This is a genomic window from Roseovarius sp. S88 (genome assembly GCF_037023735.1).
Lineage (GTDB): Bacteria > Pseudomonadota > Alphaproteobacteria > Rhodobacterales > Rhodobacteraceae > Roseovarius > Roseovarius phycicola.
Genome location: NZ_CP146069.1, coordinates 2,595,799 through 2,617,055, shown reverse-complemented (window position 1 = coordinate 2,617,055; position 21,257 = coordinate 2,595,799). Strand labels below are relative to the sequence as shown.

The 21,257-nt window shown below is 57.2% G+C and carries 20 protein-coding genes and 5 tRNA genes; 11 read left to right on the top strand and 14 right to left on the bottom strand.

Annotated elements, in window-relative coordinates; translation table 11 throughout:
• Positions 1-31: 31 nt before the first annotated feature.
• Complete coding sequence (locus RZ517_RS13340) at positions 32-1,171, top strand: response regulator (RefSeq protein ID WP_338548681.1); 1,140 nt, start codon at positions 32-34, stop codon at positions 1,169-1,171.
• Between the two features lie 34 nt (positions 1,172-1,205).
• Here RZ517_RS13340 and RZ517_RS13335 read toward each other — a convergent pair whose 3' ends face one another.
• Positions 1,206-1,364: a hypothetical protein gene (locus tag RZ517_RS13335; RefSeq protein WP_338551159.1), complete on the bottom strand. Its 159-nt coding sequence runs from the start codon at positions 1,362-1,364 to the stop codon at positions 1,206-1,208.
• Complete coding sequence (locus RZ517_RS13330) at positions 1,334-2,575, bottom strand: cytochrome P450 (protein WP_338548680.1); 1,242 nt, start codon at positions 2,573-2,575, stop codon at positions 1,334-1,336. Before RZ517_RS13330 ends, RZ517_RS13335 begins: the two co-directional genes overlap by 31 nt.
• A gap of 343 nt (positions 2,576-2,918) precedes the next feature.
• On the opposite strand from RZ517_RS13330, the gene RZ517_RS13325 reads away from it, so the two are divergent.
• Both RZ517_RS13325 and RZ517_RS13320 read left to right on the top strand, forming a co-directional pair.
• On the top strand, positions 2,919-4,322 hold the full coding sequence (locus tag RZ517_RS13325) for a sensor histidine kinase (RefSeq protein WP_338548678.1): 1,404 nt from the start codon (positions 2,919-2,921) through the stop codon (positions 4,320-4,322).
• 461 nt (positions 4,323-4,783) lie between these two features.
• A complete protein-coding gene (locus RZ517_RS13320) occupies positions 4,784-5,779 on the top strand; it encodes an Lrp/AsnC family transcriptional regulator (protein WP_338548677.1) in 996 nt (331 codons plus the stop codon).
• On the opposite strand, the gene RZ517_RS13315 is transcribed toward RZ517_RS13320, so the two are convergent.
• Positions 5,765-6,481 (bottom strand): Crp/Fnr family transcriptional regulator, encoded by a 717-nt coding sequence (locus RZ517_RS13315; RefSeq protein WP_338548676.1) that lies wholly within the window; start codon positions 6,479-6,481, stop codon positions 5,765-5,767. The two genes, RZ517_RS13320 and RZ517_RS13315, sit on opposite strands and share 15 nt — an antisense overlap.
• Positions 6,482-6,670: 189 nt before the next feature.
• Here RZ517_RS13315 and RZ517_RS13310 point away from each other — a divergent pair, with 189 nt between their 5' ends.
• The gene (locus tag RZ517_RS13310; protein WP_338548675.1) at positions 6,671-7,465 is read left to right on the top strand and encodes a Crp/Fnr family transcriptional regulator; all 795 of its coding nucleotides are present in this window, start codon (positions 6,671-6,673) and stop codon (positions 7,463-7,465) included.
• A 165-nt stretch (positions 7,466-7,630) separates the two neighbouring features.
• Here RZ517_RS13310 and RZ517_RS13305 read toward each other — a convergent pair.
• Positions 7,631-7,720: transfer RNA gene (locus RZ517_RS13305), tRNA-Ser, on the bottom strand.
• Positions 7,721-7,925: 205 nt separating this feature from the next.
• On the opposite strand from RZ517_RS13305, the gene RZ517_RS13300 reads away from it, so the two are divergent.
• Genes RZ517_RS13300 through RZ517_RS13270 form a run of 7 tightly spaced genes read left to right on the top strand, consistent with a single transcriptional unit; the run spans position 7,926 to position 14,342 of the window.
• Positions 7,926-8,864, top strand: a complete 939-nt coding sequence (locus RZ517_RS13300) for an SPOR domain-containing protein (protein WP_338548674.1) — start codon at positions 7,926-7,928, stop codon at positions 8,862-8,864.
• An 11-nt stretch (positions 8,865-8,875) separates the two neighbouring features.
• Positions 8,876-10,042 (top strand): D-alanyl-D-alanine carboxypeptidase family protein, encoded by a 1,167-nt coding sequence (locus tag RZ517_RS13295; protein ID WP_338548673.1) that lies wholly within the window; start codon positions 8,876-8,878, stop codon positions 10,040-10,042.
• The gene (gene tmk, locus RZ517_RS13290) at positions 10,039-10,665 is read left to right on the top strand and encodes a dTMP kinase (protein WP_338548672.1); all 627 of its coding nucleotides are present in this window, start codon (positions 10,039-10,041) and stop codon (positions 10,663-10,665) included. The genes RZ517_RS13295 and tmk overlap by 4 nt, the downstream gene beginning before the upstream one ends.
• Positions 10,662-11,786: a DNA polymerase III subunit delta' gene (locus RZ517_RS13285; RefSeq protein ID WP_338548671.1), complete on the top strand. Its 1,125-nt coding sequence runs from the start codon at positions 10,662-10,664 to the stop codon at positions 11,784-11,786. The genes tmk and RZ517_RS13285 overlap by 4 nt, the downstream gene beginning before the upstream one ends.
• A gap of 18 nt (positions 11,787-11,804) precedes the next feature.
• Positions 11,805-12,611: a TatD family hydrolase gene (locus RZ517_RS13280; RefSeq protein WP_338548670.1), complete on the top strand. Its 807-nt coding sequence runs from the start codon at positions 11,805-11,807 to the stop codon at positions 12,609-12,611.
• The gene (locus tag RZ517_RS13275) at positions 12,611-13,408 is read left to right on the top strand and encodes an MBL fold metallo-hydrolase (protein ID WP_338548669.1); all 798 of its coding nucleotides are present in this window, start codon (positions 12,611-12,613) and stop codon (positions 13,406-13,408) included. Before RZ517_RS13280 ends, RZ517_RS13275 begins: the two co-directional genes overlap by 1 nt.
• A 4-nt stretch (positions 13,409-13,412) precedes the next feature.
• Positions 13,413-14,342: an AEC family transporter gene (locus RZ517_RS13270; protein ID WP_338548668.1), complete on the top strand. Its 930-nt coding sequence runs from the start codon at positions 13,413-13,415 to the stop codon at positions 14,340-14,342.
• Between the two features lie 176 nt (positions 14,343-14,518).
• On the opposite strand, the gene RZ517_RS13265 is transcribed toward RZ517_RS13270, so the two are convergent.
• The 10 genes from RZ517_RS13265 to RZ517_RS13220 form a co-directional block, all read right to left on the bottom strand.
• Positions 14,519-15,751 carry a mandelate racemase/muconate lactonizing enzyme family protein gene (locus RZ517_RS13265; RefSeq protein WP_338548667.1) on the bottom strand — a complete coding sequence of 411 codons (1,233 nt, stop codon included), beginning with the start codon at positions 15,749-15,751 and terminating at the stop codon, positions 14,519-14,521.
• Positions 15,752-15,831: 80 nt separating this feature from the next.
• Positions 15,832-16,917 carry a zinc-binding dehydrogenase gene (locus tag RZ517_RS13260; RefSeq protein WP_338548666.1) on the bottom strand — a complete coding sequence of 362 codons (1,086 nt, stop codon included), beginning with the start codon at positions 16,915-16,917 and terminating at the stop codon, positions 15,832-15,834.
• 69 nt (positions 16,918-16,986) lie between these two features.
• The gene (locus tag RZ517_RS13255) at positions 16,987-18,207 is read right to left on the bottom strand and encodes a TCR/Tet family MFS transporter (RefSeq protein WP_338548665.1); all 1,221 of its coding nucleotides are present in this window, start codon (positions 18,205-18,207) and stop codon (positions 16,987-16,989) included.
• A gap of 108 nt (positions 18,208-18,315) precedes the next feature.
• Positions 18,316-18,392 (bottom strand) — tRNA-Leu (locus RZ517_RS13250).
• Between the two features lie 6 nt (positions 18,393-18,398).
• Positions 18,399-18,475: transfer RNA gene (locus RZ517_RS13245), tRNA-Leu, on the bottom strand.
• Positions 18,476-18,484: 9 nt separating this feature from the next.
• Positions 18,485-18,562: transfer RNA gene (locus RZ517_RS13240), tRNA-Leu, on the bottom strand.
• 9 nt (positions 18,563-18,571) lie between these two features.
• Positions 18,572-18,655 (bottom strand) — tRNA-Tyr (locus tag RZ517_RS13235).
• A gap of 175 nt (positions 18,656-18,830) precedes the next feature.
• Complete coding sequence (gene pcaD / locus RZ517_RS13230; protein ID WP_338548664.1) at positions 18,831-19,619, bottom strand: 3-oxoadipate enol-lactonase; 789 nt, start codon at positions 19,617-19,619, stop codon at positions 18,831-18,833.
• 21 nt (positions 19,620-19,640) lie between these two features.
• Positions 19,641-20,810 (bottom strand): 4-hydroxybenzoate 3-monooxygenase, encoded by a 1,170-nt coding sequence (gene pobA / locus RZ517_RS13225; RefSeq protein WP_338548663.1) that lies wholly within the window; start codon positions 20,808-20,810, stop codon positions 19,641-19,643.
• Positions 20,811-20,890: 80 nt separating this feature from the next.
• Entirely contained in the window at positions 20,891-21,214 is a 324-nt protein-coding gene (locus tag RZ517_RS13220; RefSeq protein ID WP_338548662.1) for a 5-aminolevulinate synthase, read from the bottom strand.
• Positions 21,215-21,257 lie beyond the last annotated feature (43 nt).

Genomic DNA, 21,257 nt, shown 5'->3' with positions numbered 1-21,257 from the left:
CATACAGTCTTCACAAGAATGGCTATTGGCGATGGAAAACGAAAATAACGGGCACAACCGGTTCCAGGAAAAGCTGGAGCATCGAGCGCAAAAGACACCGCAACTCAAAGTGCTGGTCGTGGATGACGATCCGAGCATCCTTGAGCTGTTAAAAACCGCTTTGACAACGATTGACAGTTACAACGTGACAGTTGCCAATTCGGCCGAAAGCGCGATTGATGCGCTGGAGGCGGCGACCACGCCGTTCGATTGTCTGCTTCTTGATATTCAGATGCCCGACACGGACGGTATCGTCCTGTTGCGCGGCATCCGCGCGCTGCCTGACTATTCGGAGACGCCGATTATTATGCTGACCGCAATGAGCGAGCGCAGCTATGTGGACGACGCCTTTATGGCCGGGGCCACGGATTACGTATGCAAACCCTTTGACCTTTTGGATCTGCGTGGTCGGATGAATTCGGCACGGCGTCTGGTCAAAGAGCGTTTGAAAACAGAAAAGAGCCTGCGGTCGGTGAAAATCCTCAAGCAGGAGCTGGAGAATAACCAGCAGTTCAACTTTGAAGATCCGCTGACCATTGACGATGCGGATCGCTGCCTGCGGTTTGTCGAGTTTGACAACTATGTCGGTCAGCTTTCGCGCGGACGGTTGTTTAATTCCTATGCCGTGGCGATCAAGCTTCAGGATGCATCGATCCTCTATGACATCACCAGCTGTGGCTGTTTCCGCCGCGTGGTGCATGACACGGCGCATTGTATTCAAAGTGCCACATCCGAGATTGATTGCATCTTCTCCTATCGCGGCGAGGGCGTGTTCCTCGTGGTTGTGCACGAAGAAATGCCATCGGCAGAATTCCCAAGCGAAGAAAAGCTCAACAACTATGTCAGCGTGATGCTGCGGGAGCGCCATGCAGCCGCATGGGTGCATGTTCTGGTTGGCGAGCCCATTTCGATGCGGTCACTGTCACGTTCGGGCGCCAGCACGGCTTTGACTCGCGCTGTGACCAGTGTCGGAGAGCGCGAAGAGGAACTGCGTGAGAAAAACTCTGTGCTTTCGGGTGCAGAAGTCGCGGAGGAAGTCACCGCCACCGGAAGTACCGAACCTCGAAAGCGCATGTATGAGCGGGTGCTCATGGAGCTGTTTGGCGAAGAAAGTTATCTTTCCATGAAATAGGAAACGCGGGTCCTTCGGAGCCCGTTTTCATTTCTCACAAGGCCCGTGTGCGCAGCATGATTGGGCCGTCCGACCGCATGGTGAAGGTCAGGACAGGGCGGGGAATGGGCGCGTCACTCAGTTCAAAAGCAACGCTGCGCAGGATCGAGGCCATCAGAACCATCATTTCGGCTTCGGCGTATTGCGCGCCAATGCAGACACGTGGGCCGTCCCCAAACGGAATATACTGGCCGCGGGGCGGGGGGCGTCGAGGAAGCGTTCAGGTTTGTAGGCGTCCGGGTCTGACCAAAGCTCGCGGTTGCGATGCAAAGAGTAGACCGGAAAGAAGAGCGCATCACCCTTTGCAAACTTGATATCCTTTATCGTGATGTCCTCTCCTGCGTCACGCGCAAAGAAGGCGGCAGAGGGGTAAAGGCGCAAGGTCTCTTTGGTATGGGCGCGCAGGAGCGGCATGTTTTCAAGATCTTCGAAGGTGATTGGTTCTTTCGGAGAGACCGCACTGATTTCCTTTTGGATGGCGGCTTGTTGGTCTGGATGCAGTGCCAGAAGATATGCCCCCCAGGCCATCGCATTGGCCGAGGTTTCGTGACCGGCGACAACAAAGGTCAACAAATTGTCGACGGTGGTTTCGATGTCTTCAAAATCTTCTTCCAGCGCGGCGATCATGAGATCGAGAAAATCCAGCGGGATCGGGCGGCTCTCAGAACGGCGGCTTTCGATGACCTGACGCGCAAGAGCGCGCATGTCTGTGACAGGTGCTTTGCTGTAGAACCATTTCTTGCGAGGGATCCAGGACGGCAGGCCCATCACGTCAAAGAGAGAGATGTTCGAAATGTACTCGAAGTAGTTGCGCAATCCGACGCGGATCTGCTCTGCACTGACCTCTTCGTTGCCGGAAAAGATCACACGTGAGATGTTGGTGAGCGTCGCGGCGGGTGCCATTTGGGCGACATCTACAAAACCGGGGCCTTCGCGCAGGGAGGCCGCGATTTCTTTGCCTGTCTCGGCGAAATGCTGGCACAGCATAGGCAGATTGCGCGCGGCGAAAAGAGGAGAGTAGCGCCGCCTCTGTTCTTTCCACTTTTCACCTTCGGACAGCATCATCGAGTTGCCCACGGCCGATCCCAGAATATCCTTGGTGAACTGCGCCTTGGGAAACCGCCGACCGGCCCCGACAAGCAATTCGGTGATTATCTCGGGGTCGCAGATATAATGTATGTTCAGCGGGCCCTTGAGGTACGTCTGTGTTGTGGTTTCAATCGGTATGACCTCAAGCATGTTGCGACCGGCCAGCTTGGCAAATTTCAAAAGCCCAACCGGGGCCTCAGCCAGCTGAGCCGCAATCGGCAAGGGGCTTGCCGCGGACACGCCCGTCGCGCGCTCTGTTTGTGCGGTGTCAGTCATGTCTTGAAACAACATTCGAAACAGAAAAATAGGGTTGGCAAAGAGTATCCCTCACACAAAGCCGCGCATTTCCGCGCGAACATGAACCCACCCGCCTCAAACTTATCAGAACGCGGCATTCAGACAAGTGGTGGCGTTAACCAAAGTTAATGCCATTTTTACCATTATAAAACAGATATTTGAGGCGTATTCTTGAAGTAAACTCCGCCCACTGACTGGTTTCCAGAGACGCAAACAGACGGCTGCGCCATTCAGATTGCCTAAATCTAACCGGAATGCGGACCCATTCTTAGCCAAAATTTGTGAAAATACGCGATTAGGCAGAGCAAAGAGACGTGGTGGCATGGCGCTCATTGATATCAAGCAGGCGGAGGCTGAAGAGCCGGACATTGTTGAGCCGGATGACGAGCTTCTTCAGAACCTGAAAGACTACACTGCTATGGCCTTTGCCCTGATCTGGCAAAGGCAGGCGATCTTTTTGTCCGCAACGCTTTTGACAGCGTTTTACTTCGACCCTCTCAACGCCTTTTTGTTCTATGTCCTGATCCTGTTTTTCGAAGTCCAGGACATTGTGCTGGCGCGCAAGGTGGCCCAACTTAAGGTACATCAGCGTGGGGCCATCAATCTCAGCCTGTTCTGGATTTTGGTGAACACGGTTCTGAGTTCGCTCGCGATCTGCATTTATGCCGTTTCGGTTGCCTTCAGTCAGGAAACCGGCGGGCATTTCACGCCTCTGTTTTTCCTTTTTGCAGCAGCCCTTTTTGCGGCGATGAACAACCACCAGCTTGTCTGGGCGCTGGCCATCCGTCTGGCGCTTTATGGTATGTCATTTGTGGTCATCGTGGTGCGCGACCTCTGGGTGGTACGCCCGCCGCTGACATCAGAGCTCTGGCTGCATTTCTTTACCGTCATCTTCGTGATGTACTTTCTGATCGATTGCTCGATCGTGTTTTTGAAACTCTATCGCAAGAACCTGGCGCATCTCAACAAGTTGCACAAAGAGCATGAGCGTACCAAGGCGGCTTACAAAATCAAATCCCAGTTCGTCTCAACCGTGAGCCATGAGTTGCGCACGCCGCTGACATCAATCAAAGTGTCGCTTGACCTGCTGAATTCCGGCGCACTTGGGCCGATCCCGGCGAATATGCAGAGCATTGTTGAGACCGCAGGCAAGAACAGTGACCGGCTGTCGCGACTGATTGATGATGTGCTTGACTTGCAAAAACTGGAAGCGGGCGAGATGACTTACCGGATGGAGACTCTCAATGTGCAGGCCTTCCTGACCGATGCGGTCGAGGGCAATGCGGGGTTTGCAGATATGCACCAGGTCACGCTTGTGCCGGAGTTTGACGAAAAACCGTGGCTTTTTGTCGATGCTGACGAAATGCGTCTGATGCAGGTGGTGTCCAACGTGTTGTCCAACGCGGTGAAGTTTTCCAATGCGGGTGAAACGGTCACCGTTGGTTGCATGCAGCTTGATGGTCGCGTGCGCATCTATGTACAGGACCGGGGGAAGGGGATTCCGCAAGGGTCGGAAGACAAGGTGTTTGGCCGCTTTAGTCAGATTGATTCCTCAGATCGTCGTCAGGTCGGCGGCACCGGGCTTGGTATGAACATCTCGCGCGAAATAGTAGAGCATTTCAAAGGCAACTTGACCTATGAGAGTGCAGAGGGCGAGGGAACAACGTTCTTCATCGATCTGCCCCACGCCATGATGGAAGGGTCAGCGTCTCGCGCTGCGGAGTGACGACGCCCAACACATGACAATATGCCTTTTGCTTTCGCGCGCGTTGCAAAACTTGACAAAAGTCAAGGAAATCAAGGTGGCTGGACGTGCAAGACTTCGGACATGAAGCTTGAACTTGGCACGTGCGATGAATTGAAATTGGTCCTCTGGACCAGCTGGGATCTGGCTTCTGTTTACCCAATGCATGGTTCAAAGGTTTAAAACGCGTCTCCCCGCGTCCCCAAACTTTTAATCATGCATGTCTCTGACGCGATGGGTGGTCACTCCCGCGCCATCCGTCGCACCAGGGAACCTCAAACCGCATTGGTTGTTAGCGATGTTGAGTAAAACGGAGACAGTGCGTGAAGACATAACCATGTTTTTGCCAAATCAGCTTGGAAGACTCGGTCAGCTCCTCAGCTTTCGAGTTTTGGTCGTGTCCAACTTGCAGGCGCGGCGTTTGAGGGCAAGCGGATTGCAACATGACACTAGATGATCTCGACTGGAAGCTCATGAATGCTTGGCAACGTGCGTTGCCATTGGTGCCCAGACCATTTCAAGTTATGGCCGAAAGCCTGGGGTTGGAAGAACATGATGTAATTGAACGCCTGCGTGGTTTGATCGAAGTGGGTGCGATAACCTGCATCGGCGCAACTTGCAGACCAGAAACCATGTCCACAGGCACATTGGCAGCCATGGCCACGGACCCCGACCAAGTTGAGGAGTTCGCCGGTTTGCTGTCGCAGATGCGCGAAGTGGACCAGGTCCATCAGCGCGAAAACCAATGGAATGTTTGGATGTCGGTATCTGGCCCAACGCGCAGTGCGGTGGACCAAACGCTCGGCGAGATAGAACGCAAGACAGGCACGCAATTGCTCGATTTACGTCTCAACCAAGCGTTCAACATCGACCTCGGGTTTGATCTGGACGGGAATAGCGAGTTGCCGGTGCCCGAGCCCTTTGACGATACTGTGCCAGTGTCGCAGCTGGATCGAAGGATCATTGAGGTGCTCGCAAAGGGCATCGAACCTATTGAGCGCCCGTTTGAGCGCCTGGCACAGCAATTGGGTCATGAAGAACACGTCGTGCTGGGGCGCATCCGGGTTTTGGCCAAAGCCGGGATCCTGTCACGTGTTGGATTGATTGTAAGGCGCCGTTCTTTGGGATGGCGGTCCAGCGCACTTGTTGTGTTCGATGTGCCCGTCGAAGAGGTCGACGACAAGGGCAGGGCGCTTATTGATGTGCCGGGTGTGACGCGATGCGAAGAGCGTAAAGGGGTGTCAAAGCAATGGCCGTATTCGCTTTATTGCATGATCCACGGGCGCAGTCGGGCGGAAACACTGGACGTGCTGACCTTGGCCCGCGTGCGCGCAGGTCTAGTCGGGTATGACTACAAAGTGCTCTTTACAACGCGGTGCTTCAAACAGACGCCAGCCTTGATGGCTGCCGAGGAGTTGAAAGTGTCAGGACGTTTCTGACCGGCTTTGAGCATTCCAGGATTCAGCCGGATCTTCGTCCGCATAGTCCGACAAACGCTCTATGGACTCGATCACCGCATGGTTTTTCTGAATGTGCACACCGTAAGGTATGAGACGCCGGAACGCGCGCGAAAGAGACTCGGGCTTCATTCCAAGCCAGGCAGCCATCAGAACCTTGTCATATGGCAAGATCACAGTGCAGGAACCAGTTTCCGATTTGCACAGAGACAGCAGAAAATCTGCAATGCGCTGCGCGCCGGTATGCGACTTAAGCTGTTCGACATGTTGCACCAGCGCGCGGTTCTGGTCCATTGATCCCAGCAAGGCGGCTTTGCAAACGGACAGGTTCGACTCGATGGCCTTTGCAAAATAGGTCCCGTCAATTTGCAGAACCAGCCCATCTGAGACCGCTTCTGCGCCCGCAAAATAAGGTTGGTCGCGCAGGGCTGCTTCTTCTCCAAAACAACCGCTTTCCGTGAACACACCGATCACAGCTTCGTTGCCGCTTGGGGTTACGCGGTATGTTTTGACCCACCCTTCAAGTACAACAAAAAGGCTGTGTGCCGCTTCGCCTTGAATGCAAATAGATGCCCCGCGCTCCAAATTGCGGATGACAGATTTTTGCATGATGGTTTTGATGTCTTCCTCAGGAAGATTCTTCAGCACCGCTGACTGCATGGCCGTGTCGAAGAATGATCCCATCTGGACGCGCCTTTCCCGGATACAGGGCACAACGGTTCTGTCGTTTGTTCTGACGCATCTCGTAAAATCGAAATGCTACAGGCCGCAGGTGCCCATGAAATCAGATTTCACCTAAGGGTAAGAATACTGAGTTCGCTCAGGATTTCCCTGAGGAAGCTCAAGAATGCAGGAATGATTTTGAAATAAATTATGGTTGCCGCTTTGGGGCCTGCGACACTGAGTCAACTTCAAAGTCTCTTTGACTCACGGTACATTTTGTGCGCGCGAACCAATGCAATGAGTAGAATTGATATGGATGTTGCGTTTTTAACCGATTCCGAGCAAAAAATCGTTCGCCAATCTGCGCTGTTCTCAAGCATGTCCGCAGATACATTTCAACACGTGCTTGCCAGCGGTGCAGTCTCGGATGTCAAAAAGGGTGAATACCTCTTTGATCAGGGCCGTCCTGCGGATATGATCTACCTGGTTCTGAAAGGATGGGCTCAGATCAAGCGCGTTGAGCAAGACGGATCGTGCACCCTGATTTCGACCTTTGGCGTAGGTCAAACCATCGGGGAAGCCCCGGCCTTTCTGAGAAAACCATACCCGGCTTCCGCGCAAGCGATGACGGATGTGCGGGTTTTTGCAATCAATGGTCAAACCATCGTGGAGATCATGCAGGAAGACCCAGAGGTTCTGTCCGCAGCTTTGGCGGCGGTTTACGTGAAGCTGCATGAGTTGGTGAATGAGGTGGAATCGCTGAAGTCTCGTACTTTGCGAGAGAGATTGGCCCTCTTTTTGTTGGAGCACTTGCCGAATGAAGTTGCACCGGCTTCCATGCGGTTGCCATTCGGGAAGGCCTTGATTGCGGCCAAGATTGGGACCAGCCCGGAGCAGTTATCGCGCACCTTTCGGGAGCTTAACCCGCATGGTGTTCATATCTCCGGCAGAACAGCCACGATCGACAATCCGGATGCTTTGCGTCAACTGCTCCATCGCGTCTAAGTCTTTACCTATATTGGTAAAAAAGCGCCTTGTGCTGACACGTCGGCACAAGGACGCGTAGTGTGTGTCCATGATCTTTTGCGCGCCGGATCGGACCGGTGCCGCCTGCAAACCGCTCACATCGGTTGTGCTCTAGAGCTGCTGGCGGCGATTACGCTTCAATAGTGGCGGAGGCTCAGGGATTCGAACCCTGGGGACGCTTTCACGCCCGCTGGTTTTCAAGACCAGTGCATTCGACCACTCTGCCAAACCTCCGCGTTCGGACTTGTTACTGTGGCTTTTGTGATTCTGAAAGGCATCACAGCAGAGGATTTTCGCCAAAATTGTTTTGCAGACTTTTCTTAAAGCTGTGTTAGGGTTATTCTATCCAAGTGCAGGACACCTGTGCAAAACGAGCAAAACGCTGGCAAAGCTGGCACTGGCACCAAAAAATGTGCCGAAAACAGGCAAGGGACTGGTCATGAAATTTTCTCCGACGGGCAAAACTGCGCGCATGCGCGCCATGTTAACATCGGGCGCGGCGCTGGTATTTCTGGCAGGGTGTTCCGAAGAAGGGCAACTCAATCTTTTCAAGCCGGAATCAACAAATCCAGACACGGTGACGGCTGCGGATAACTCCATCAAGCTGGTTGAGCGGGATGTGGAAGCACCGGATGTGTTCCAGGTGGCCGATGATGGGCTTTGGGACGGCCGCCCGTCGCTTGGCGGCGTTTGGGTGGCGCATCCGGATGTGACGGAACCCGAGCGCGTGATCATTCGCAATGAAACCAATTCAAAATTTGTTATTGGTGCGTTGTTCCGCCGTGAGCGGGACAACCCTGGTCCGGTTTTGCAGGTCTCGTCTGACGCCGCGGCCGCCTTGGGTATGTTGGCCGGGTCGCCTGCAAATCTAAGCGTGACGGCGCTGCGGCGTGAAGAGGCACCTGATCCCGCTGCCGCGCTTGACGCATCTGCCGTGGATGTCGGTGCAGAGGGTCTGGCTGCGCCGGAGTCGGTGGAAACCTCAACCCTCGAACCCCTGGCAGGAGCTGCTGCCGCGATCGAAGCGGCGGAATCCAGCGCAACGGAAACAGCGGCTGCACCTGCCGCAGTGGCCGATATTGAGCCAACGAATGTGGCCTTGACCGCCGCCGCTGCGACGACACCGAAACCCGCATCAAGTTCGCTGGATAAGCCATTCATTCAAATCGGTATTTTCAGTGTTGAACAGAACGCGCAAAACACCGCTGTTGCGATGCGTCAGGCGGGTATGGTGCCGACTGTCTTGTCGCAGACCTCGCAGGGCAAACCGTTTTGGCGTGTGATCGTTGGCCCGGCCCAGAGCAAAGACGAGCGCAAAACGCTCTTGAACAAGATCAAAGGTGTAGGCTTTGATGATGCCTATCCGGTGACCAACTAAACAGGCTTTACATGCTGGGTCTAATTCGACTGATCGCAGTTCTGATCTTATCTGCTGCCCTGGCTTCGCCGGGGCAGGCTTTTGATACAAGTGCCAAATCCGCCTTTGTTGTTGATGTGGGCACGGGCACCGTTTTGCTGGCCAAAAACGCCGACGAGCCTTTGCCGCCTGCGTCAATGTCCAAGCTGATGACACTATACGTGGCGTTTGAGGCTCTGCGCGAAGGGCGGCTCTCGATGTCTGAGACGCTATCGGTGTCGCAACAGGCGATGAGTTATGGTGGATCGACGATGTTCCTCGATACGACCGACAAGGTGACCGTTGAGGATTTGTTGCGTGGAATCATCGTGTTGTCTGGTAATGATGCGTGCGTGGTGATCGCCGAGGCGCTCAGCCCGGACGGCACCGAGGCCGGGTTTGCGCGTTTCATGACGCAGCGCGCACAGAAGATGGGTATGACCAACTCGACCTTTACCAATTCAAACGGGTGGCCGAATGCCGATCACAAGATGAGCATGCGGGATCTGGCCCTGCTTGCGCGTCGGATCATCGAGGACTTTCCGGAATACTACCCGATGTTTGCTGAAACCGAGTTTGCGTTTGACGGACGTGCACCGCAAAACACGCAAAACCGGAACCCGCTGTTGAAGGCCGGTATCGGTGCGGATGGGCTCAAGACCGGGCATACCCAAGCGGCGGGTTATGGTCTTGTCGGGTCGGCCAAGCAGGGGGACCGCCGGGTGATTTTCGTGATTTCCGGCATTGATAGCGCGGCCAAGCGCGCCGAAGAGGCCGCAAACCTTGTGAACTGGGCGTTTCGGCAGTTTTCTGAGGCCAATGTGGTCAAGGCCGGAACTGAAATTGCGCGGGCCAATGTGTGGATGGGCATGCAAAGCTCTGTCGGATTGACCACAGCAGATGACATCCGCACGCTTGTTCCTGTTTTGGGGGGAAACGAGATCAACGGCGAAGTGGTCTACACTGGTCCCGTCCGCGCGCCGATCGCCAAGGGGGATCAGGTTGCCGAGCTTTTGTTCGCGCCAGAGGGCCTTCCTCAGATGCGTGTGCCGCTGGTGGCAACTGATGACGTGGCCCGTGGCGGGTTCACTGTGCGGCTCAAGACGGTTGCGCAGCTTCTGTTGGCTCGGCTGCAACAGGGGCCTGAGGGCGCGCTTTGAGCCGCCAGGGTCGTTTCATCACCTTTGAAGGCATTGACGGATCGGGCAAGTCGACGCAAGCCCGGCTTCTGGCTGAGCATTTGCGCGAAGGCGGACAGGATGTTGTGCTGACGCGTGAACCCGGAGGCAGCCCCGGTGCGGAAGACATTCGCAAACTGGTGCTGGAAGGCGCGCAGGATCGGTGGTCTCCCGAGACCGAACTGTTGCTCTTCACGGCGGCACGTCGCGACCATCTTGAGCGGGTGATTGACCCCGCGCTGGAACGCGGCGCGATTGTAATCTGCGACCGCTACGTTGACAGCACACGTATGTACCAAGGCATCGCACGTGGCCATCAGCGCGAGCAGGTGGATGCCTTGCACGATCTGATGGTCAAACGAAATCCTGATCTGACGTTGCTCATTGATATGGAGCCGAAACGCGGTCTGGACCGGGCTTTGGGGCGCGGCGGAGACGAGGAGCGGTTTGAGTCCTTCGGGGAAGGGTTGCAGGCGCGCATACGACAAGGTTTTCTTGATTTGGCTGAAGAATTTGCGGATCGGATCGTGGTCGTTGATGGCAACCGGCAGATAGAGGATATCGCTGGTGAGATACGGGCGCTTGTGACAAAAACGCTGGCATGAGCGAAGACCCCTTGCCAGAGCCCGACCGCATTGATGGCGCGCCGCATCCGCGTGAGACGACGCAGCTTTTTGGCCATGACGTGGCTGAGGAAACCTTTTTGACTGCATTTAACGCAGGCCGGTTACACCACGCCTGGCTGCTGTCGGGTCCGCGGGGGATCGGCAAGGCGACTTTGGCCTGGCGATTGGCACGGTTTTTGCTGGCGACGCCCGATGCAGACTCGGGGGGGCTTTTTGGCGATGCGCTGCCTGCGCGTGACACATTGGATGTTCCCTCCGATCATCCCGTTGCAAGGCGCATTCTGGCAGGATCGGATCCGGGGCTGTTTCATATTCGTCGGGCGGTGAATGAAAAAACCGGTCGGCTGCGCGATCAGATCGTGGCCGACAATGTGCGGGATCTGAACCGGTTTCTTGGTCTGAGCGCCACGGATGGCGGGCGGCGTGTGGTGCTGATTGATGTGGCTGATGAGGTGAATGTGCAGGCCGCAAACGCGCTTCTCAAGATGCTCGAAGAGCCACCGGTGCGCACAACGTTCCTACTTGTCAGCCATCAGCCAGACCGGCTTTTGCCAACAATCAGGTCGCGCTGTCGCGATCTGCGTCTGATGCAGCTCTCGGCGCAGGATATGCAATCGGCGCTGGCGCAGGCTGGGATAGAGGCGGGTGCGGATGCCGCGGCGCTGGCGGAGCTCTCGGGCGGATCAGCGGGCGAGGCGGTGCGGCTTCACAATCTCGATGGATTGAAGATCTATGCTGAATTGCTAAATCTTTTCGCCTCGCTGCCACGACTGGACCGTGCGCGGGCTGTGAAACTGGCCGACGCATCTGCTGCGCGCGGTGCCGAAGAAAAGCGCGATATTCTTTTCTATTTGCTTGATCTTTTCCTGGCGCGCCTTGCGCGTGCCGGGGCCACCGGGCAGGTGCCGCAGCCCGTTCTGCCCGCTGAGCCTGAGGTCTTGAGCCGCCTGTCCGCAACGCCGCAGCAAGGCCGCGCCTGGGCTGATTGCGCGCAAGAGATCAGCGCGCGGGTGCAACATGGGCGCGCGGTCAATCTTGACCCTGCCGCGTTGGTGCTGGATACGGTGTTCAAACTTCAGAAAACGGCCGCATCCTTCTGATCCGGCAGAAAGAGCCTGATGAGCGACCTGATTGAGATCACCGACAGCCATTGTCACCTCGATTTCGACAGCTTCGATGCGGAGCGCGATGATGTGGTTGCGCGGGCTGTTGCGGCAGGTGTCACGCGGATGGTGACGATCTGCACCAAGCTGCGCGTGGAACCTCAGGTGCGTGCGCTGGCGGAGCGGTATGATCCGGTGTTTTATGCGGCAGGCACGCATCCAATGAGCGTGGCGGATGAGCCGATGGCGACGGTCGAGGCGCTTGTGGCACTGGCGCAGCATCCCAAGATGGTGGGGATTGGTGAATCCGGGCTGGATTACCACTACACGTCTGAGAGCGCCGAGGCGCAGCAACAAAGCCTGCGCATCCATATCGAGGCGGCGCGGCAGACTGGGCTGCCCCTGATCATCCATGCGCGGGATGCGGATGAGGATATGGCGCGTATTTTGAGCGAAGAGTACCGCAATGGGGCCTACACCTGCGTGATGCATTGCTTTTCATCGAGCGCTGCGTTGGCGAAGGCGGCACTGGCGCTTGGGTTTTACCTGTCGATGTCGGGCATCGCGGCGTTTCCCAAAAGCCAGGAGTTGCGCGATATCTTTGCGGCGGCTCCCGTCGACCGCATTCTGGTAGAAACCGACGCGCCCTATCTTGCGCCACCGCCCTATCGGGGCAAGCGCAACGAGCCGTCTTATGTGGTGCACACAGCACAGGTCGGGGCAGAGGTGTTCGGGCTGGAGTGGCCCGATTTTGCCGCGCAGACGCAGGCCAATTTTGACCGACTTTTCTGGAAAGTTGCACAATACAAGGCGGCGGCCTGATGGGGCAGATGCGTTTTACCATTCTTGGCTGCGGCTCATCTGGCGGTGTGCCGCGACTTGGCGGCAATTGGGGCGATTGCGACCCCGAGAACCCGCGCAATCATCGCAGGCGGTGTTCGCTTCTTATCGAGCGTGAGGGTGAGGAGGGCACAACGCGGGTGTTAATCGACACGTCACCGGACTTGCGGTCTCAGTTGCTCGATGCCGGGGTGGGGACGTTGGATGCGGTGCTCTACACCCATAGCCATGCTGATCACGTGCATGGGCTGGATGATCTGCGGATGGTGGTCTTTAACATGCGCAGACGCCTGCCGGTCTGGGCCGATGGCGATACGCAAAACGCCCTTCTGTCGCGCTTTGGATATGCGTTTGTGCAGCCCGAGAATTCGCCCTATCCGCCGATCCTCGACATGCACACAATTGACGGTGATGTGGTGATTGAGGGTGAGGGCGGGGCGATCACGCTGCGCCCCTTTGAGGTCAATCACGGGTCTATTGACTCGCTCGGCTTTCGGGTGGGGGATCTGGCCTATCTGCCTGATGTGGCGGCGATCCCGGATGAGGCGTGGCGCATGCTCGAAGGGTTGGACTGTTGGATTCTCGACGCGCTGCGCCGCACGCCGCATCCCACCCATTCGCATTTGGAAAACTCTCTGGAATGGATCGAGCGGGCCTCACCACGTAGGGCAATCCTGACCAATATGCATATTGACATGGACTATGAGACGCTTGTCGACGAGACCCCCGATCACATCACCCCGGCCTATGACGGCATGGTGATCACCTACGAGGACTAGCGCGGTGCAAGCGCTTGTGGATGTCATCCTGCCGGTCTTTTTGGTGATCGGGTTTGGCTATCTGGCGGTCTGGCGCAACTGGTTTTCAGATGCGGGCGTGAACGGGTTGATGAAATTCACCCAGAATTTCGCCATCCCCTGTCTTCTCTTCTCGGCCATCGCCGGGCTTGATCTGAGCGCGAGCTTTGATCTTCGGCTGGTGTTCAGCTTTTACACCGGAGCGCTGAGTGGCTTTGTCTTGGGGCTGTTTGGTGCCTTGGTTGTGTTTAAAAGACCCATAGAAGATGCTGTTGTTATTGGGTTTTGTTGTCTCTTTTCCAACTCTGTCCTGCTCGGGCTGCCGCTGACAGAGCGGGCCTATGGGCCGGATGCGCTGGAGGCCAACTTTGCCATCATCGCGCTGCATTCGCCGTTTTGCTATGGCGTGGGCATCACCGTGATGGAGGTGGTGCGTGCCAAGGGGCAGGCAGGTCCGGCGCTTTTGGGCCGGGTGCTCAAGGCGATGTTTTCCAATGCGTTGATTGTCGGGATCGTTCTTGGGCTTTTGGTCAATCTCAGTGGAATTGCCCTACCGCAGGTGATGCAGGACGGGCTGGACCTGATGTCGCGCGCGGCTTTGCCTGCGGCGCTCTTCGGGTTGGGCGGAGTGCTGGCCAGCTACCGGCCTGAGGGCGATATGCGGTTGGTGATCTATATCTGTCTTGTGTCGCTGATCGTGCATCCGCTGATCACACGGGGCCTGGGGCTGATGGTGTCACTGCCGGTCGAGGCTACGCGGTCTGCGGTGTTGACGGCGGCGATGGCGCCGGGGGTGAACGCCTATATCTTCGCCAGCATGTATGGCCGCGCCATGCGCGTGGCGGCGACAGCGGTGCTTGTGGGCACGGCGCTGACCATTTTGACGGCCTGGGTGTGGTTGGGGGTATTGCCGTAGGGTACACGACCGCGCGGAACAGAGGCGCGAAGCGCCGCCGCGCGATCGCCAGACCGCCGCAACGGGCTGGCGATTTGTTGACGTAAGCGTGCCCATCAACAGATTTTCGGATTTGGCGGCATAAAGTGCGTAGAACAAGCGACAGCTCGCCATCCCGCGGTCTGGCCATCGCGCGGCTACTCGGCTTTCACCGGCGCGCCACCTGCAAAACTGTTGCCATTCACGTAGTCACACGGCGCGTCCTGCATCTCGAGATGCAACCCCTCACCATCAAAGGGATTGGCGCGCGCAAGCGCTTCGTCCACTTCAATGCCAAGGCCCGGTGCTTCAGGTGGGACAATAAACCCATCCTCCACCTTGATGCTGCCTTTGATCAGCGCGTCATGAAACGGCGTCTCAATCGTTTCGCACATCAACAGGTTGGGAATGGAGGTCGCCAGATGCACATTGGCGGCCCATTCGACAGGGCCTGCATAAAGATGCGGGGCCATCTGGGCGTTATAGACCTCGGCCATGGCGGCCACTTTCTTCATCTCCCAGATGCCGCCAGCACGGCCCAAAGCCGGTTGCAGGATTGTCGCCGCGCCTTGCCGCAATACGGGGGCAAACTCCGCCTTGGTGGTCAGGCGTTCGCCAGTGGCCACAGGGATAGACGTCGCCGCGGCCACCTTGGCCATTTCGCCGACATTGTCCGGTGGAATGGGTTCTTCGAACCACAAGGGGCTATAGGGTTCCAGCGCCTTGGCAAGCCGAATGGCACCTCCGGTGGTGAATTGCCCATGGGTGCCAAAAAGCAGATCAGCCTTATCGCCCACAGCCTCGCGGATGGCTTTGCAGAAGGCGGCGGACATGGAGATATCGGACATGGCTGGCATGTGGCCGCCGCGTATGGTGTAGGGACCAGCTGGGTCAAATTTCACTGCCGTGTAACCGCGCGCCACACATTCTAGCGCGGCCTCCGCTGCCATTTCGGGCGAGGTCCAGAAGTCAGTGACGTCGTGATGGGGCAGGGGATAGAGGTACGTATAGGCGCGCAGACGCTCATTCATCCGCCCGCCCAAAAGCGCCCAAACAGGTCGCTCACGCGCCTTGCCGAGGATGTCCCAACAGGCGATCTCCAGCCCCGAAAACGCGCCCATGACGGTCAGGTCAGGGCGTTGCGTAAAGCCCGAGGAATAGGCGCGGCGGAACATCAGTTCGATGTTTTCGGGGTTTTCGCCCGCCATGTGTCGCTCGAACACATCCTCGATCACGCCGCGCATGGCCTCGGGGCCAACGCTGCTGGCGTAACATTCACCCCAACCAGTGACCCCGTTGTCTGTGGTCAGCTTCACAAGGATCCAATAGCGCCCTCCCCAACCCGGAGGCGGCGGGGCGGTGATGATGATATCGAGGTCTTTGAGTTCCATGATCCGTCTCCTGAAGGGCGCGGAAAATTGCAATTTTCCGAGGCGTTTTCTTGCAAGAAAACGGTTCCCCGGGTGTGGCCTTAGCGCAGCATGATCACGTTGCGCCGCGCGGTGCCGGATTTGGTATCGGCAATGGCCTCGTTGATCTGATCCAGTGACCAGCGGTTCGAAATCAGCTCATCAAGCTTGAGGCGGCCCTGTTCATACATATCCACCATCCAGGGGATATCGCGCTTGATCACAACATCGCCCATCTTGGAGCCCACCAAAGACTGCCCCACAGCCGCGAAATTGGCTGGCTCATAAGTCGAGGTGGCCCCAGTGGGCGGCATGCCCACCATGATCACCTGTCCGCCATAGGCCATATAGCGAGGCGCTTCGTCATAGGCGCGCGGTACGCCGACGGTGACAAGCACGGCATCGGCCCCGCGGCCCATCAATTGTTTGGCTTCGCGCCAGGGGGAATCGCCGGTGGCCAGCACACCATCCGTGGCCCCAAAGCTGCGCGCGTCATCCAGTTTGTCTTCGGACATATCCACGGCCACGATGCGCCGGGCCCCTGCGATGCGCGCGCCCTGAATAGCGTTTAGGCCGACACCACCTGCGCCGATGACCACCACGTCTTGTCCCGCACGCAGCTTGGCGGCATTCACCACCGCACCAACGCCAGTAACCACGCCACAAGCCAGCAGGCTGGCGGCATCCATGGCTATGCCTTCTGGCAGCTTCACGACCTGGCTGTGGTGCACGACGACGCATTCTGCAAAGGCGCCGCAGGCCATGGCCTGATGGAGTTTGCCTCCGTCTTTCGTCTTCAGTGGGCCGTGATCGCCGTCATAGGGGGTCTCGCAAATCGTGGGCTGCCCCGCGCCGCAGCTGGGACATTGCCCACAGGCTCGGATGAGCGTGACCACGACAGGATCGCCTTCAGTAAGACCGCTCACACCTTGACCAACACCCGTGACGCGTCCGGCGGCTTCGTGGCCATACACGGCAGGCAGGGACCCGCCCCAGGCGCCTTCGGCATAGGAGATATCGGAATGACAGATGGCAACTGCATCCAGCGTCACTTCGATCTCGCCTGCTTCGGGCGCGCGCAGCTCCACATCTTCTACGACCAGAGGTTCGCCAAACGTATGGCACACGGCAGCTTTGATGGTGGTCATGATCCCTCCCGGCGCTGTTTTGGCCACCCTGCGCGCGAATGCTGCGCCAATTCAAGACAGAAACCGACCTTACGTGACGCGAATGTCCTCCGGGCGCTTGCGTCTGCGTAAAAAGAGCAGGAGGCCTGCAAAGGCAAGGACAAGCGAGGCGAGAAAAGGCGCGCCTGGGAAATAGATAGGCGCATCGGGGGCGGTAAAGGCGGCGAAGACGTTGGTCATCAGGAGGGGCGACAGGATCATTGCCAATGCGCCCACCGAGGTGAAGATGCCCTGCAACTCGCCCTGCGCATCCTCAGACGTCTGGCGTGACAGGATGGCTTGCAGGGCCGGGACCGACATCGCCGCCATGGCCGAGACAGGGGTGAGCGCCAGCGCGGCCCAGCCATTCGTGAGGAAGGCTAGAATGGAAAAGGAGATAATGGCAAAGCTGAACCCTGCCATGACGGTGCCGACCTCGCCTAGATGTTTGATTGCGATGCGAATGAGCCCGCCCTGAACCAGCGCCATGGAGATACCAAAGACCGCCAGGGATATGCCGATCATACGCGTGTCCCAGTTGAACCGCGCTTGCGTGAAATAGGCCCAGATGGCGGGGTAGGCGTTGAAGGCAAGTTGGTAAAGCAAGAGCACCGTCAACAGGCGACCCAACCCGGGCAGGGTGCGGATGTGCTTGATGGCCCCGAACGGGTTTGCGCGCGACAGGGTAAAGGCGCGACGGGTCTTGTCGGTGACGGTTTCGGGCAGGACGATGAAACCAAAAAGAAAGTTGATGAACGCCAGCAATGCTGCAGCATAAAAGGGCGCGCGGGGGCCCAGATCACCCAAGAGTCCCCCGATCAATGGTCCCAGGACAAAGCCCAGACCAAAGGCGGCACTGACCAGCCCAAAGCCCGCGCCGCGTTTCTCGGGTGGGTTTGTGTCCGCCATAAAGGCGGCTGCGGTGGATTGCGTGGCCCCGGCAATCCCGCCGACGATACGGGCCAAAAGCAGGATCCAGATGCTGTGGGTGATGGCCATGACAACATAGTCAGCAGCCATCACAAAAAGCGACACCAACAGAATAGGCCGCCGACCATACCTGTCTGACAAGTTGCCAATCAATGGGCCGAAGAGGAATTGCATCACCGCAAAGCTTGACGACAAGATCCCGCCCCAGATCGCCGCATTGGCCAATGTGCCGCCTTCGATATCCAGGATCAGGGCTGGCATCACCGGGATGATGATGCCAATGCCCATGGCGTCGATCATGACGGTCATCAGGATGAACAGAACGGGCAGGCGAGAGGACATGTGTTTGGCTTGCTATTGAAGTCGATGTGTACCGTGCACTCGTTCGTGTCTCCACTCAACCAGAAACCAAAGCTCGTTGATGTGCCAAGTTTCCTCGCGTGCGAAAAATGGTGCGCGCCCCCGGATTCGAACCGAGACTGTTCGGGGCTTAAACCCGATGCCTCTACCATTTGGGCTAGGCGCGCAAGAAATGGTGCCAGACCCGGGACTCGAACCCGGAACAAATGCGTACTCAACGCACCGCGTCTACCTATTGCGCCAGTCTGGCTGATTGATTTGGTACGGGTGGTGGGATTCGAACCCACACTGTCCTGATCCTGAATCAGGCGCCTCCTACCAATTGGGCTACACCCGCAAGGTGTTTTGGTGGGACGGGTTGGATTCGAACCAACACAGAATTACCGAGAGATTTACAGTCTCCGACCTTCGCCAATAGGAGAGCCGTCCCACAATTTTAGTGGGTTAGGCGATACTCCAACTGAAAGGTCTTTTGCTGTTTCATGGCGGGCGACTTACCCTCGAAACATTCTTGAGTCAACTGTAAGCGTAGAAGAGATTTGGTTCTTGTCGGTAAGTGAGCGGTTCAAATCGTGTCGTTGCCAGCTTCGATACAGCCAAAGCGCTCAAATATGCCCAATCTGGCGCAGGAACCCCATCAGGTGCTTGGCATAGGCTTCGGGCTGTTCCACGCAAGGCAGGTGACCGGCGCGGCGCATGAGCTGAAATTCTGAGCCGGGCACGAGGTCAACGGTTTCGCGCACAAGATCAGGTGGGGTGGCGCCGTCCTCAGATCCTGCGATGCCCAGAAGAGGAAGGCGCAGGCCGCTGGTGGGGGTGTAGAAATCCGTGCCGGCAATGGCGGCGGAACAGCCGATATAACCCTCGTCGGATTGGCTGATCAGCATCTCACGCCACGTGCCCAGTTCGGGGCTGGCCAGAAAGTCGCGTGAAAACCAGCGGTCCAGCACCGCATCGGCTATGGACGCAATGCCGCCTGCGCGTACCGCGTCGATTCGGGTTTGCCACAGCTCCTTCGTGCCGATCTTGGCGGCAGTGTTCGACAGCACAAGCGCACGCACCTGATCGAGCCGTTTGACCGCCAGCCCCTGGCCGATCATGCCACCGACGGAGAGGCCGACAAAAACGCAATCGCGGATGTTCAGGTGATCGAGCAGGGCCTCGGCATCGCTGACGAGCGCACCCATGGAATAGGGCGGGGGCGGCACTTCAGATTGCCCATGCCCGCGCTTGTCATAGCGGATGATGCGCAGGCCTTCAGGAAGATGGGGCAGGATCGGGTCCCACAGGTGCAGATCGGTGCCGAGTGAGTTGGCAAAGACAAGCGCAGGACCATCTGTTGGCCCGTCATCGCTGTAGTGCAGGGAGATGTCATTTACCTTGGTAAAAGCCATGGTCGGGTCCGTTCACAGTGTTTAATAGGGCAGGCCGACATAGTTCTGGGCCAGCGCCATCTGTGCTGCGCGGTTCTCAGCCAGATGCGCAAGCTCAGCCTGTTGGATGTTATGATCAAATTCGGATTGATCCGGGAAATGGTGCAAAAGTTTCGTCATGTACCAGCTGAACCGCTGGGTTTTCCAAACGCGGGCTAGGGCGGTTTCGGAATAGTGTAACAGGGCGTCTTGGTCCTTGTCTGCGTAAAAGGCGGATAGCGCCTGCCAGAGGTAATAGACATCGCTTGCCGCAGTGTTCAGCCCCTTTGCGCCTGTCGGCGGCACAATGTGCGCCGCGTCACCACACAGGAAAAGTCGACCCCACTGCATCGGTTCGCAAACGAAAGACCGCAGTGGCGCGATGGATTTTTCAATCGACGGCCCGGTGATCAGGGTATCCGCGGCCTCCCGCGGGATACGGCGTTTCAACTCGTCCCAGAACCGCTCATCGGACCAGTTGTCGGGGCTGTCGCTCAGATCGCATTGCACGTAATAGCGGCTAAGCGCTGGGTTGCGCATTGAGCATAGCGCAAATCCGCGTGTGGAATTGGCGTAGATGAGTTCGTCATTCACGGGCGATGTCTCAGACAGAATTCCCATCCAGCCGAACGGGTAGGTCTTTTCAAACTCGCGACGTTTTTCCTTGGGGATCGCTTGCCGCGAGGGGCCATGAAACCCGTCGCATCCGGCGATGATATCGCAGGTCAGGCGTTTGGTTTGGCCGTCATATGTGAACTCTATGTTAGGAGCCTTTGTTTCAATATCACAAAGCGTTACGTCGCTGCATTCATGTAAAGTGATTAGGTTGGCACCATCGCGCGCCTCGTAGAGGTCCTGCGTCAGTTCCGTTTGACCATAGACCGTCACATGTTGATCAATCAGAGCCTTGAAATCGAGGTGAAACATGCCGCCGGGATAGGCGAAATTGGTGCCATGGTGCAGAAAGCTTTCGCGACTTAGCCGTGCGCCGACACCCGCCTCATCCATCAGGTTGACCAAGCCAGCCTCCAGCACGCCTGCGCGAATACGGCCAAGTACGTGCGCGCGGGTGTGCCGTTCGAGGATGATAGTTTCAATCCCCACCTTGTGTAAAAGTTGACCCAGCAAAAGGCCCGAAGGACCGCCGCCGACAATGGCCACTTGGGTGCGCATGACGTTTTCCTGTTCGCGTTTGCGACAGAAAGCCATGCGGCGCGACGCATGTCTATGGCAATTCGGGCGCGGGGAAGGCGCTAGTGAGAGATCACCGCCAGCCCGGCCAGAACGAACGCCCCACCCATGGCATCGCGGCCTGACAGGCCCTCGCCAATGGCGAACGCATAGGTCAGCACCACCAGTGTTTCGATGCCGATGATGATGAGATAAAGCGCACCAAGTGATATTTCTCGCATCAGGATGATTTCGACCTGAGTTGCTGCAACAAATCCAAGAACGATGAACATCAGCGCGGCCAGCGTCCAGTGACCTGAGGCCATTTTCATGCCGATGGTGGCAACGGCGTATCCCAAGGCTGCGATAACGGCCAAACCAAGCAGCCGGGTTTCAATAACTTCCATGTCAAATTCGACGGCTCATGAACCGTTCATGTTCGTTAAAATA